Origin of the sequence: Thiohalorhabdus sp. Cl-TMA (assembly GCF_041821045.1) — a bacterium.
GTDB lineage: Bacteria > Pseudomonadota > Gammaproteobacteria > Thiohalorhabdales > Thiohalorhabdaceae > Thiohalorhabdus > Thiohalorhabdus methylotropha.
Genome location: NZ_JBGUAW010000010.1, coordinates 140019 through 153168 on the forward strand (window position 1 = coordinate 140019; position 13150 = coordinate 153168).

Sequence of the window (13150 nt, forward strand, 5' to 3'; positions counted from 1 at the left end):
ACCTCGAAGTGCAACACCGACCCACTGGTAGGGTCGGGTTGCTATGGGGACCGAATACACGCACCTGCAGCCATCTGAGCGCGAGCACCTGTGTCAGCGCCGTATCGAGGGCGCCAGCCTCCGGACCATTGGCCGGGAGCTGGGCCGGGACCCCGGCACCCTCAGCCGAGAGGTCGCTCGGAACCGACGACGAAGCGGTGGTTATTGGCCCGAAGCCGCGGAGCGCAAGGCTCGGGCCCGGCGCTTCCGCGGCAACCGCTGCGAGCGGGATGCCGCGCTGGGCGCCTACGTCCGGGAGCGCCTGGATCTGGGGTGGTCACCCCAGCAGATCGCCGGCCGCATGCGGTATGAAGGCCGTGGCCAATCAGCCAGCCACGAGACCATCTACCGCTATGCCTATCGCCCCCAGGGCAAGAAGCTGCGGCTTCATCGGTGCCTGTGGCGCGGTAAGGCCCGGCGCGGGTGTCGGGCGGCCAAACGGCCCAGGGGCTCGCGGATCCCGAACCGGCGCTCCATCCACGACCGCCCCGAGGCCGCCAATGACCGCAGCGAATTCGGCCACTGGGAAGGCGACAGCATGGACTTCCGAACCCAGAAGCGCCCCATGCTGACGGTCACCGAGCGCCAAACCCGTTTTGCCCTGGCGGCGGAGCGTTTGGACCGGACAGCGGAAGCCGCAAGCGCCGCGCAAATCCGCTTACTAGCCGCATTGCCGCCTCACGCCCGAAGGAGCATTACCTATGACCAGGGCAGCGAGTTCGCCGGCCACGAACAGGTCGCAGAGGCGACCGGGTTAACCACCTACTTCTGCGACCCCCATGCCCCCTGGCAACGGGGCGCCATCGAGAACGTGAACCGCTGGCTGCGGCGGGACCTGCCCCGCAAGATCCCGCTGGAGCATTACGCCGCCGAGGACCTGGACGACGCCCTCTGGCTATACAACACCACGCCTCGCAAATGCTTGGGGTACCGAACCCCCTTGGAGGTCTTCAGCGAAAAGCTCGGTGTTGCACTTGCAGATTGAATCCGCCGGGTTCAATCGCGCCCTGAAGAAGCTTTGCGACGATCTGGAGCACTGGGTGGCAGGAAAGGCCCGCGGCCAAGGCTGAGGGGCCTCGATTTCACCATATCCGATAGTGTGCCGGGCCATTCGACGAGCCCTCCCCGAATCCCAACCGCGATACAGGCCGATCCTACGGTCTTGGATTCCCGGGCCTGTTTGCCTTCAGGGCAGCACCAATGCGGTCTATGAATTTTATTTCCGTCTGTGTTTCAAGGCCCTTCTTTTTATTGTCTAGGTACTTCCCCATTTCGGATTGGGTCGGCACCCCATTGCCCCGAATATTCAGCAATTTTCAATATGGATGAAATATTCATTCAAATAAAGGAGGGGGGAAATGGCCGGATCGAAGCAAATATTTGCTGGCTTCGCAATCGTCGTGCTTGCCGTAGGCTCGGCGCTGGCAGAGAACATTGCCGGCACGCAAGGACAGAGCGGCGACCCGGGCAACCGGAATGCGCGCGTCCAGGAGGGGCCCCAGCTGACCATAAGTCCCGCGGTTGTGCGCCAGATTCAGGAAAAGCTGAGCAACCAGGGATTCAACACCGGAAGGGCCGACGGCATATGGAGCGCCCAATCCGCCAGCGCTCTGGCAGACTATCAGCAATCCAAGGGCATGGAGCCCACCGGCCAGTTGACCATCCGCACTCTTTCCGCCTTGGGAGTCAGGATCAAGGCCAGGACCCCCTAGGAACGTGATTGACCGGGAAAATGGTATGCCCCGGCACGGCCCGGAACCGGGCGAATTGTTCCCTTCAGGGAAACGGGGGAGGATTCCAATGGGGAGAGCCGCACCTTTAGCGCTGGTCGGGATCGTCGGAGCACTCGGCCTGGGCGGCCCATTCACGCCTGCCACCCTGCAACGGGCCGAACTGACCTTCACGGAACGGGCTGTCACGGCCCCCAAAGGCTTAGTGGTGCGTGTCGGGACGGCTTCCGTCCTTCGCGTGGAGCAGAAACTGCAAGGGAGAGGATTCCGCGTGGGCAGGGTGGATGGCCGCATGGATGCTTTAACCCGGCGAGGTCTGGCCATCTATCAGGAGAAGCGTGGGCTGCATCCTACAGGCCGGATCAACCTGCAGACGCTGCTATCCCTGGGCGTTCTGTCGGAGGTCATGGAAAATGACGACTCCTGGAAGGATCCGCAATCACCACCCCCCTTGTTCCTGTGAAGGAATGACCCTGGATTGGGCTTTCATCCGAGCGCTGTGCTAAGCCTAACGTAAGGAAGGGCCTTTCCGCTTCAATGCTACGAAGAGGAGCCTGGAATGGAGGGATGGCACGTAGTGGCTTTAATCAATCTAGTGGTGGTCCTGTACCTGACGATTCAGGCCCTTTTCATTCCGGATCTGTCCCTGACCGTGCTCGGCGGGATATTGCTCCTCGGAATCCTCTGGAGCGTACGCGATACCCGGAGGACACCGGAGCCCGGACAGGGAACGACGCCGGGATCCTCCTACACGAAAACCGAGTGAACGGTAAATCCTCCCCTCCCGGCCGGGGGAGCGGGTGCGTTACACTAACGGCATGAATACGAACACGGATTCCTCCGGCTCCCTCGACCGCCTCGCGGCGGAAGAATTCCCGGTTACCGAAAACCATATCTACCTGAACCACGCCGCAATCAGCCCGTGGCCCGAGCGTGCCCGCCGGGCCGTCCAGGCCTTTGCGGAGGGGATCACCCGGGACGGCTCGCTCCATTTCCAGGACTGGCAGGAAACCGAGCGTTCCCTGCGGGAGCGTATTCGGGACTTGTTGAATGCTTCCGGTACGGAGACCATCGCGCTGGTTCCCAACACCTCCGCCGGTCTTTCCCTGGTGGCGGCGGGCCTGGATTGGCGGCCCGGGGACAACGTGGTCATCACCGACTCCGAGTTTCCCAGCAACCGCATGCCCTGGGAGGCCCTCGCCGGACAGGGCGTGGAGGTCCGCGAAGCGCTATGCACGCCGGCCGGTGATGCCGATTGCGAGGGCAACATACTCCGTTTGGTGGATGACCGGACCCGGGTAGTCAGCGTCAGCAGCGTACAGTTCGGAACCGGGCGGGCCCTGGACCTGGAACGGATCGGGCAGGCGCTTTCCGGCTCGGACACGGCGTTTTGCGTGGATGCCATTCAGAGTCTCGGCGCCTTTCCCTTCGACCTGGAGGCCATCCGGGCGGATTTCGTGGCGGCGGACGGCCACAAGTGGCTGCTTGGACCTGAAGGGCTAGGCCTGTTCTATTGCGCCCCGCAATGGCTGGAGCGCCTCCACCTGCACCAGTGGGGCTGGCACATGGCGGAGCCTTTCGGGGACTTCGACGCCCGGGAATGGCGGCCCGCCACCACGGCCCGGCGCTTCGAGCCGGGAACGCCGAACACCCCCTCCAACCATGCCCTGGAAGCCAGCCTCTCTCTTCTGCAGGAGGTTGGCATCGTTCGGGTCGCGGAGCGCATCCAGGCCAGGGTCGAATACCTCATCGAGGGCCTATCCGCCCTTTCGGACGCGGAATTCATCTCGCCCGTGGATGCCGGGCTCCGGGCCGGCATCCTGAATGTCCGATTCGGCGGACGCACCGACAAGGTCTACCAAGCGCTGCGGGAGGGCGGCGTTCAGGTGCTGACCCGGGCGGGCGGCATCCGCTTCGCGCCCCACTTCTATAATCGTTATTCCGAGCTGGATCGGGTACTGGAGATCGTCCGCGGCGCCTGAGCGGCATCCCCGTTCGGACTATCTCCCGGAAACGGCGATCCGGAGGCCGTCGTGGCCCGGCTCCATCCCCTCGGGGAGCGCATCGGCGAGACGGGCGAAATCGATTTCGTGCGTGAAATGGGTGAATACGGTGCGCCGGGCACCGATGCGCTCCGCGACGGCCACCGCCTCGTCCACGCGCAGATGCGTGGGGTGCTCCCGGTAACGCAGACAATCGAGGATCAGCACGTCGAGATCCTCCAGGAGCGGCCAGCTGGCTTCGGGTATGCGCTTGACGTCGGTGATGTAGGCGAGGTTATTGAAACGATAGCCGTAAATCGGCCAGCGGCCGTGCTCCACCGGGATGGGGGTAACGGTGAGGCTTCCCCACTCCAGGGCGTCGGTGAAGGGTCGTGCCTCCAGCACCGGGATATACCAGCCCTTTTCGGGGGGAGGCGGATCGCCGAAGCAGTAGTGGAAGCGCTTTTCGGCCTCCTCCAGGGTGGCCGGGCGGCCATATACCGGAATAACCTGTTCCTGCAGACCGTTGAAGGCCCGCATGTCATCGATGCCGTTAATGTGATCGGCGTGGGTATGGGTAAGGAGCACGGCATCCACCCGGTCCATGCCTTCACGAAGGGCTTGATGGCGCATGTCCGTGGAGGTGTCCACGAGCAGCGATTCGCCTTCCTCACCGCGTACCCAGATGGAGGCCCGGGTACGGTGATTGCGCGGATCACCGGACCGGCACACCGCGCAGGTGCAGCCGATGACCGGCGTTCCGGCGCTGGAGCCCGAGCCGAGAATCACCACCTCCATGACGGCACCCCGCCTCTAGCCGTTCCGCGAAATACGGAACAGCCGCAGGAAGTTCTCGGTGGTGGCCTCGGCGAGCGCCTCCAGCGTCTCCCCACGCTCTTCCGCGACACGCTCGGCGGTGTAGCGGACGTAGCCGGGCTGGTTGGTCTTGCCCCGATAGGGCTCCGGAGCGAGATAAGGGGCGTCGGTTTCCACCAGCATCCGGTCCTCCGGTACCTTGCGCGCAACCTCGCGCAGCTCGGGGGCATTCTTGAAGGTAACGATCCCCGAAAAGCTGATGTAGAAGCCGGCATCCAGGGCGGCCCGGGCCGTTTCCCAATCCTCGGCAAAGCAGTGCATGACGCCAGCCACTCCCTGATCCGCCGCTTCCCGAAGCATGGCCACCGTATCCTCCCGCGCCTGGCGGGAATGGATGATTAGGGGCAGATCCAGGCGCCGCGCCGCTTCGATATGCGCCCGGAATCGGGCAAGCTGGTCGGCCGGCTCCACATGATGGCGGAAATAGTCCAGCCCTGTTTCACCGATTCCCACAACCTTCTCACTTCCCGCCAGCTCCACCAGGCGGTCCGCGGTGGGCTCCTCCACGCTGTCATAGTTCGGATGCACGCCTACAGTGGCGAAAACCTCCGGGTCGGATTGCGCCACCGCCAGCACCCGGGGGAAATCCTCCAGGCACACGGAGATATTCAGAAGGTAACGGACGCCCAGCTCGCGGGCATTGCCGATCAGCTCCCCATGGGACGACTCGTAATCGGGGAAGTCGATGTGGCAGTGGCTATCGGCCAGTTCAATCATGACTTGAACGCTCGTTGTTCATGTCTCGGGCTCTTGGACTTTCTGAAAGACGGGCTTGGGCTTGGTAATGGAGAGGGTGCCGGGCCGTGCTCCCCAACGGGCGTCGCGATCCAGCTCCACTCCCTCCAGGGAATAGCCCATCTGGGTGAACATCTGATTACAGGCCTCGGGCATCACCGGCCACAGATGGAGGTTCACCACGCGCATGGTCTCCAGGAGGTTAGCTAGCACCGCGGCCAGACGCTCTTTGCGCCCTTCCTTGTTCAGAACCCAGGGTGCGGTCTCGTCCACGTACAGGTTGCCCCGGCGCACCACCTCGAAAACCGCCTCCAGCGCCCGGTGGAAGCGCATGTTGTCCATGTGCTCTTCGAAATTTGCCGGCAGGCCGTCCAGGTGGGCCTTGAGGTCTGCATCCTCGTCGGTCTCCACCGCCGGGAGCCCCACCTCGTCGCCCAGGTACTTGTGCTGCATGGACAGGGTGCGATTCAGCAGGTTGCCCAGATCGTTGGCCAGATCCTCGTTGGCCCGACGAACCATGGCCGCATCGGAGAAGTCGCCGTCCTGACCGAAGGGCACCTCCCGCAGGAGGAAATAGCGCACCTGGTCGGTGCCGTAATAATCGGTGAGGCCAAAGGGGTCGAGCACATTGCCCTTGGACTTGGACATCTTCTGCCCCTCTTTCGTCCACCAGCCGTGGGCGAAGATCTGGCGCGGTAACGGCAAGCCCGCCGCCATCAATAGCGCCGGCCAGTAGACAGCGTGGAAGCGCAGGATATCCTTGCCGATGAGATGGAGATCGGCGGGCCAGAAGCGCTCGAATAGGGCTTGATCTTCAGAGCCGTAGCCAAGGGCACTGATGTAGTTCGTCAGGGCGTCGATCCAGACGTAGATGACATGGTCCGGATCCTCCGGTACGGATACCCCCCAGGTAAAGGTGGTGCGGCTGATGGAAAGATCCTTCAGTCCTTGTTCGAGGAAGCTCAGGATCTCATTACGGAAATTGTCCGGCTGGATGAATTCGGGGTGCGCCTGGATGTGCTCCACCAGGACATCCCGGTATTCGGAAAGGCGGAAGAAGTAGCTTTCCTCCTGAACCCGCTCAAGGGGCTGTCCCGATTCCGCATCGCAGCCGTCCACTACCTGGCTGTCCGGCACGTAGGCCTCGTCGCTGACGTTGTACCAGCCCTCGTAGACCCCCTTGTAGATGGCGCCGCTCTGCTCTAGGAGCTCCCAGAGCTTGCGGACCCCGGCGGCGTGCCGGTCCTCCGTGGTGCGGATGAAATCGTCGTGGCTGATCTCGAGGCGCTCCCAGAGGGAGCGGTACCGATCCACCACCTGGTCGGCCAGCTCCTGCGGAGCGATTCCCTGCCGCTGGGCGGAACGTTCCACCTTGAGTCCGTGCTCGTCCGTGCCCGTGAGGAAGTAGACCTCCCGACCGCGGAGGCGCTGATACCGGGCGACCGTGTCCGCGGCCACCGTGGTATAGGCGTGGCCGATGTGCGGAACATCGTTCACGTAATAAATGGGTGTAGTCAGGTAAAACGTTGACTGGCCGTCACTTCCGTCCATGGACGATCCGCTGTGAAAAGGTTTGGATTCCGGAGAAGGGGGCCTACGCCCTATTCCCCGCGGAGAGAGAAATCATCGGCGGAGGCTCCCGGCCCCCAGAGAACGATGCGCCCGTCGGGCCCTTCTCCCTTCTCGGCACTTTTGGCCTTCTTGGAGCCGCATCCACCACAGCCCCCGCCTTCCCCGCCGTAGCCCTCCTGCTCGAAGCGCAGGCAGCATTTCAGACGCCCGCACATCCCAGTGGAGCTGTTGGAGTTCGGCTCGATGCCCTGCTCCCGCGCCATCTTCACGTTGATGGGCGGGAATCCGTCCATGTGCTCCGAGCAGCACAGAGTCTTGCCGCATGGACCGAGTCCACCCACCAGGGCCGCCTCGTCACGGACACCGATCTGGCGCATCTCCACGCGGATGTGGAATTTCCGCGCAAGGATCCGCACCAGCTCGCGGAAATCCACGCGTTGGGGCGCGGTGAAATAGAAGGTGCCGCGCTCGCCGTCGAAGTCCATGCGTACCTTGGAGACCTTCATCTCCAGGCCCAGGGCGCGGGCCTTACGGCGGGCGAAGCGCAGCGCCTCCCGCTCCTTCTCCTCCAGGGTGGCCAGCCATTGCTCGTCCTGGCTGGAAATGCGCCGGATTACGCGCTTGATACGGCCGGGGAACGGAAGCTGGCTGCTTTCCACCTGGCCGATCACCACATCGGCCACCTCAGTACCCGAATCGCCCTCCACCAGGACGCGATCCCGAACGGATATGGTTTCGTCTTCCACGGGAAGCACGAATACCCCATCGGAGAGCTCGCTTTTGATGCCCACCTGTTTGCCCATGGATGCTGAGACCTGCTCATTCACTGTCCGACGGAAAGCGGGGCATGGCGTCCGGCTCCCGCCACCAGACAAGGAATTCCTCTATGGCCAGACGCGTGCTGGTCCGGCCCGAGACCATTTCGGCCAGCCTTTCGCCGGCCCGCAGAAGCCGCTCAGCGGCGGGGGGGCCAATACTACGGGCCTGCTCCGCCAGGTAATCCTGGCGGTCGAAATTGACCAGGCGCTGTTGACCCACCATCCCGCCGCTGACGGTAACACGGGCCAAGTCCCGCAGCCAGGCAAGGAAATGCGGCAGCCAGCTATCGGGGTCGGCCTCGGCCCATTCGCCAGCCACGCCTACCAGCGATTCTCCTCCCCCTGAACGGACCGCTTCAAGTCCCTGCACCAGCGCATCCCGTTCCTCGGTGACCGCCCGCCGGGCCCATTCCAGCGCCTGCCCGGGCGCCCCGCCCGCCATGCGGGCCGCCAGGCGAGCATTGTCCCCCCGCAGTTCGTGCGCTGTTTGCAGCCATTCTTCCACGGCCTCCGCAGGGGCCGGCCGGAAACGAACCGGCTGGCAGCGGCTGCGAATGGTGGGCAAGAGCCGGTCCGGACGGTGGCTTACCAGCAGGAACAATACCTGGCCGGGCGGCTCTTCCAGGATCTTGAGCAAGGCGTTCGCCGCGTAGATCCCCATGGCCTCGGCCGGGTCGATGATCACCGCGCGGCGCCGGCTTTCCTGCGGGGTGAGCTGAACCTGCCGGGTCATCTCCCGGAGGCTGTCCACGCGGATCTCTTCCCCCGCCTCCGCGGTTAGCAGGGTCAAATCCGGGGCGGTCCCCGCCAAACGGTGCCGGCAGGGGGTGCACTCCCCACAGGCGGGAGAGGCCGGGCCCGCACGGCACAGTAGCCGCGCGGCCATCCACCGGGCCGCGGTCCCCTTGCCGGTCCCCCGGGGACCGGCAAGCAGGAGGCCATGCGGCACTTTCTCCGCCTGGAGCGCGGCCTCCAGGCGGGCAATAGGTGCTTCCTGCCCGATCAGGCCCCAGCTCGCCACTGCGCCAGCTCCTGATCCAGCCACGAATCCAGGGCCGCGGCCACCTCCGGCCATTCACGGCCCGCGTCGATGGGATGAAAGCGCTCCGGCTCCTCCATGGCCCGCTCCTGATAGGCGGCCTGCACCTTTTGCAGGAAGGCCACGCCCCCTTCCTCGAAGCGGTCCCCCACCAGGCCCGCTCCCGCGCGGCGGCGGAGCCCCTCGGTGGCAGGAAGATTGAACAGCAGTGTCCTGTCCGGCTGGAATCCCCGATGGACCCAGTCCTCCAAAACCCGAATGCGCTCGTCCGGAACTCCCCGGCCACCGCCCTGGTAGGCATAGGTAGCATCCGTGAAGCGGTCGCAGACCACCCACTGGCCGGCCTCCAGAGCCGGGCGGATAAGCCGGTCCAGGTGCTGTGCCCGGGCGGCGAACATCAGCAGGGTCTCCGTATCCTCCGTGGGGGCTTCGTCCTCCACGCCTTCCTTGAGCAGACCGCGAATGGATTCGGCCAGCGCGGTGCCACCCGGTTCCCGGGTAGGTACCACTTCGATCCCCTCCCCCCGGAGACGCTCAGTCAGATGGGTCACGGAGGTGGTCTTCCCCGCGCCGTCGATGCCTTCCACGGTGATGAAGCGGCCGCGCCGGCTCTCCATCAGCGTCCTCCCAGCTGGAAGCGGCGCACCGCCCGGTTGTGCTCTTCCAGGGTCTCGGAGAATACATGGGTTCCGTCACCCCGGGACACGAAATACAGGGCATCCGTATCCGCGGGCTGGCAGACGGCGCGGATCGCCCCCCGGCCCGGATTGGCGATGGGCGTGGGCGGCAGGCCGTCGATCCGATAGGTATTGTAAGGGGTCCGGCGCCGGAGATGGCGGGCCTTCAGGTTGCCGTTGAAGGCGTCACCCATGCCGTAGATGACCGTCGGGTCGGTCTGAAGGCGCATGCCCTTGCGGAGCCGATTGATGAACACGCCCGCAATCATTGGGCGCTCCTCGGGAACGGCCGTTTCTTTTTCCACGATGGAGGCCAGAATCAGCGCCTCGTAGGCGGAATCATAGGGCAGGTCCGCAGACCGGGCGGCCCACTCTTCCTCTAGCACCGCCTTCATGCGCTTATGGCTCTTCCGCAGGATGGTAGCCGCGTCATCGCCCCGGGGATACCGGTAAGTTTCCGGAAACAGCCACCCCTCGGCGTTTTCGAGTCCGCGCTCTTCCAGGCCCAGGAGCCGTAGCAGGCTGGGGTCCTCGGGCCCATCGGGCACATCCTCGGGCTCCAGGGTCTGCTTGCTCCGAAGCCGCTCCAAAAACTCCCTTACCGTCCAGCCCTCGGGCAGCGTGACGGCGTGCAGCACCACGTCACCGCTGACCAGGGCTTCCAGGACCGCCATGGGGGTCATGTCCGGCTTAAGCCGATATTCCCCCGCGTGAATGCGTGAGGCAACCCCGAACATACGGCCTAGGAGCTTCATCTCCAGGGGCCGGTCCACCCAGTCGTGCTCCACCATGCGCCCGACCACCTGGTTGAAAGGTGTTCCCTTGGGCACCTCCAGCATGGGCTCGGACACGTCCCCGAGGGGGGTGGTGGCGAATTCGTACAGGTGGCGGGCTCCCAGACCCACCCCTATCAGGCCCAGGAGGGTCAGCACCACCAGCCAGCGGCGCCAGCCGCGAACCGGATTACGCATAGGTCGCCTCCAGGGCCTCGCTCAGCTGCCTGGTTACGGGGCCGGGGGCCCGGGGAAGCCGGCGGGCATCGTGCTGGCGGACCGGCCAGATGCCGACAAGCGAGTTGGTCAGGAACATCTCGTCGGCTTCCTCCAGATCTTGGGGCCGGACCACCCCTTCGCGCACGGGAATTCCGGCCGCCCGGGCAAGCTCGAGGACGCGGCGGCGGGTGATTCCGGGAAGGCCGGCACCCGAAAGGTCCGGGGTCAGCAGCGTGCCCTCCAGGACCAGGAACAGGTTGGTCACGGTGCCCTCGATCAACCGGTTCTCGTGGTCCCGGAGCAGTCCTTCGGCGATATCCGGATCGGACCATTCCATGCGCGCGGCGATGTGATTGAGCTGGTTCATGCTCTTGATGCGACCGTCCAGGGCATCCCCGCTCATCTGGCGCGTTGCGCAGGAGATGGTCCGCACCCCGCGCTCCCCCCATTCCGCCGGATGGCCGGGCCAGGCAAGCCGCATGACAGCCCGGGTAGGCTCGGGCTCGGCGGGCGGAAGCAGGCCCCGGCCTCCGGGCCCCCGGGATAGAAGGATCTTGATCACGTGGCGTTCCCCGGCACCCTGCTGGGCAATGAGCGATTCCGCCTCAGCGGCCAAGAGGGCGGTATCCGGCTCGGGGAAGCACAGAATCCGGGCCCCTTCCGCCAACCGCTCCAGATGGGCGGCACCTTCCAGCAGCCTTCCCTCACGGGCGGCGATGGTTTCGAAAAGGCCGTCCCCGTACTGGAACCCTCGGTCCGCCACGGAAATGGCGGGCTCGAGCGGGTCCACGGAACGCCCATTGACCAGGACGGAGGGGTTGGTGGGTATGCTCATTGAATCGCGCAGGGTCCCTGGGAAAGCCTGTTCAGCGCCTCCGGACCCGGCCCCGTTCCGCCTGTGCCCCGTGGTTGCATATCGGCACAGAGAGTAGGAACGGTAGCGGCCCCGCAGGGTTATCCTAGCACGGACGCCTTACGGGCCAGGGCGTCCCTCGGGTACCGGTCGACGGAATTGGGAACGCGGGCCCGGGTCCGGTCCGAGGCGGCTCCGCCGTTGCCGGATTCCCGGCTTTCCGCGGGGAAAGGATCAGGCGCGTTTGAAGACGAGCGTGGCGTTGGTTCCACCGAATCCGAAGGAATTGTTGAGAACCGCGCGCAACGGGGCCTCGCGAGCCTCCCCGGGCACGTAATCCAGATCGCACTCGGGATCGGGGCTCTCCAGGTTGATGGTGGGCGGAACCACGCCGTGGTGCACGGCGAGTGCGGAAACGATACTCTCCACGCCGCCCGCGGCCCCCAGCATGTGGCCCACCATGGATTTGGTGGAGCTGACCGCCAGGCTGCCGGCATGGTCGCCGAACACCTGCTTGAGCGCCGTGGTCTCCACCCGGTCCCCAGTGGGCGTGGAGGTGCCGTGGGCATTGACGTAGTCGATGTCCTCGGGACTGAGCTCCGCGTCCCGCAGGGCCAGCTCCATGCATCGGGACGCGCCGGACCCGTCTTCGCTGGGCGCAGTCATGTGATAGGCGTCGGCGCTCATCCCATAGCCCGCCACCTCGGCATAGATGCGCGCGCCGCGGGCGATGGCGGCTTCCCGCTCCTCCAGCACCAGAACGCCGGCCCCTTCGCCGAGGATGAACCCGTCGCGTCCGGAGTCGAAGGGGCGGCTGGCTCCCTGGGGATCCTCGTTGTTGGTGGACAGCGCCTTGGCCGCGGCGAACCCGCCTACCGCCAACGGCGATATGCAGGATTCGGTGCCTCCGGCGATCATGGCGTCCGCATCTCCGTACTGGATCAGCCGGGCGGCGTCGCCGATGGCGTGCGTACCGGTAGCGCAGGCCGTAACGGCGGCCACGTTGGGCCCCTTGGTCCCGTACATGATGGAAAAGTGCCCCGATACCATATTGATGATCGAAGCGGGGATGAAAAAGGGCGAAATCTTCCGTGGTCCTCCGTTGAGATAGGACTCGTGCGCGCGCTCGATGAACGGCAGACCGCCGATACCGGAGCCGATGGACACACCCACCCGCTCGGCGTTCTCCTCGCTGATCTCCAGGCCGGAATCATCCATGGCCATGGAGGCGGCCCCCAGCCCGTAATGGATGAAGGTATCCATCTTCCGGGCTTCCTTCTTGGGGATATAGTCCCCCGGGTCGAAGCCGTGCACCTCGCCGGCGATCCGGGACGCGAAATCGGACGCATCGAACCGACTGATGGTATCGATACCGCTGCGCCCGGCGACCATCGCCTCCCAGCTTTCCCCGGTGGTGGTTCCCACGGGGGTCACCATCCCTACTCCGGTAATGACCACGCGACGTTTCAAAATTCGCCCCTATCCCTGAATAAGAAAGCGGCACCCCCTCTTGACGAGGCACCGCCCAAGGTCCGGCAACCCCGACGGCCGTCAGCCGACGTTGTTGTTGATATAGGTAATGGCTTCCTGGACCGTGGTGATTTTCTCCGCCTCGTCGTCGGGAATCTCGCAGCCGAATTCCTCTTCTAGGGCCATCACCAGCTCGACGGTATCCAGGGAGTCGGCGCCGAGATCGTCGACGAAGGACGCCTCGGTGGAGATCTCCTCCTCGCCGAGCCCCAGCTGTTCGGACACAATCTTCTTCACCCGAGCGTCGGTATCGCTCATTGCTAACCTTTCCTCCTTTAAAGGGTTTTGCAAAGCCCCGACTAGGTAC

At 64.8% G+C, this 13150-nt stretch carries 15 protein-coding genes; 5 read left to right on the forward strand and 10 right to left on the reverse strand.

Annotated features, from left to right (window positions below; all coding sequences use genetic code 11):
* Positions 1 to 43 precede the first annotated feature (43 nt).
* The 5 genes from ACERLL_RS14755 to ACERLL_RS14775 all read left to right on the forward strand — a co-directional run bounded on the left by ACERLL_RS14755 (position 44) and on the right by ACERLL_RS14775 (position 3751).
* Positions 44 to 1024 carry an IS30 family transposase gene (locus ACERLL_RS14755; RefSeq protein WP_373656865.1) on the forward strand — a complete coding sequence of 327 codons (981 nt, stop codon included), beginning with the start codon at positions 44 to 46 and terminating at the stop codon, positions 1022 to 1024.
* Positions 1025 to 1397: 373 nt separating this feature from the next.
* Positions 1398 to 1751 carry a peptidoglycan-binding domain-containing protein gene (locus ACERLL_RS14760; protein ID WP_373656866.1) on the forward strand — a complete coding sequence of 118 codons (354 nt, stop codon included), beginning with the start codon at positions 1398 to 1400 and terminating at the stop codon, positions 1749 to 1751.
* 88 nt (positions 1752 to 1839) lie between these two features.
* Positions 1840 to 2232 carry a peptidoglycan-binding domain-containing protein gene (locus tag ACERLL_RS14765; protein ID WP_373656867.1) on the forward strand — a complete coding sequence of 131 codons (393 nt, stop codon included), beginning with the start codon at positions 1840 to 1842 and terminating at the stop codon, positions 2230 to 2232.
* Positions 2233 to 2328: 96 nt separating this feature from the next.
* Positions 2329 to 2535: a hypothetical protein gene (locus ACERLL_RS14770; protein WP_373656868.1), complete on the forward strand. Its 207-nt coding sequence runs from the start codon at positions 2329 to 2331 to the stop codon at positions 2533 to 2535.
* 52 nt (positions 2536 to 2587) lie between these two features.
* Positions 2588 to 3751 carry an aminotransferase class V-fold PLP-dependent enzyme gene (locus tag ACERLL_RS14775; RefSeq protein ID WP_373656869.1) on the forward strand — a complete coding sequence of 388 codons (1164 nt, stop codon included), beginning with the start codon at positions 2588 to 2590 and terminating at the stop codon, positions 3749 to 3751.
* A gap of 18 nt (positions 3752 to 3769) precedes the next feature.
* Here ACERLL_RS14775 and ACERLL_RS14780 read toward each other — a convergent pair whose 3' ends face one another.
* From ACERLL_RS14780 to acpP, 10 genes are all read right to left on the reverse strand, one after another.
* Positions 3770 to 4549, reverse strand: coding sequence for an MBL fold metallo-hydrolase (locus ACERLL_RS14780; protein ID WP_373656870.1), 780 nt, complete (start codon positions 4547 to 4549; stop codon positions 3770 to 3772).
* 15 nt (positions 4550 to 4564) lie between these two features.
* The gene (locus ACERLL_RS14785) at positions 4565 to 5344 is read right to left on the reverse strand and encodes a TatD family hydrolase (protein ID WP_373656871.1); all 780 of its coding nucleotides are present in this window, start codon (positions 5342 to 5344) and stop codon (positions 4565 to 4567) included.
* 18 nt (positions 5345 to 5362) lie between these two features.
* On the reverse strand, positions 5363 to 6913 hold the full coding sequence (metG, locus tag ACERLL_RS14790) for a methionine--tRNA ligase (protein WP_373656872.1): 1551 nt from the start codon (positions 6911 to 6913) through the stop codon (positions 5363 to 5365).
* A 50-nt stretch (positions 6914 to 6963) separates the two neighbouring features.
* Positions 6964 to 7737 (reverse strand): PSP1 domain-containing protein, encoded by a 774-nt coding sequence (locus ACERLL_RS14795; RefSeq protein WP_373656873.1) that lies wholly within the window; start codon positions 7735 to 7737, stop codon positions 6964 to 6966.
* Positions 7738 to 7753: 16 nt separating this feature from the next.
* Positions 7754 to 8773 carry a DNA polymerase III subunit delta' gene (gene holB, locus ACERLL_RS14800; RefSeq protein ID WP_373656874.1) on the reverse strand — a complete coding sequence of 340 codons (1020 nt, stop codon included), beginning with the start codon at positions 8771 to 8773 and terminating at the stop codon, positions 7754 to 7756.
* Positions 8755 to 9408, reverse strand: a complete 654-nt coding sequence (gene tmk / locus ACERLL_RS14805; RefSeq protein WP_373656875.1) for a dTMP kinase — start codon at positions 9406 to 9408, stop codon at positions 8755 to 8757. Before tmk ends, holB begins: the two co-directional genes overlap by 19 nt.
* Positions 9408 to 10439 carry an endolytic transglycosylase MltG gene (gene mltG, locus ACERLL_RS14810; RefSeq protein WP_373656876.1) on the reverse strand — a complete coding sequence of 344 codons (1032 nt, stop codon included), beginning with the start codon at positions 10437 to 10439 and terminating at the stop codon, positions 9408 to 9410. Before mltG ends, tmk begins: the two co-directional genes overlap by 1 nt.
* The gene (gene pabC / locus ACERLL_RS14815) at positions 10432 to 11295 is read right to left on the reverse strand and encodes an aminodeoxychorismate lyase (protein ID WP_373656877.1); all 864 of its coding nucleotides are present in this window, start codon (positions 11293 to 11295) and stop codon (positions 10432 to 10434) included. The genes mltG and pabC overlap by 8 nt, the downstream gene beginning before the upstream one ends.
* A gap of 252 nt (positions 11296 to 11547) precedes the next feature.
* Positions 11548 to 12786, reverse strand: coding sequence for a beta-ketoacyl-ACP synthase II (gene fabF / locus ACERLL_RS14820; RefSeq protein ID WP_373656894.1), 1239 nt, complete (start codon positions 12784 to 12786; stop codon positions 11548 to 11550).
* A 78-nt stretch (positions 12787 to 12864) separates the two neighbouring features.
* Positions 12865 to 13101: an acyl carrier protein gene (gene acpP, locus ACERLL_RS14825; RefSeq protein WP_373656878.1), complete on the reverse strand. Its 237-nt coding sequence runs from the start codon at positions 13099 to 13101 to the stop codon at positions 12865 to 12867.
* Positions 13102 to 13150: the final 49 nt, after the last annotated feature.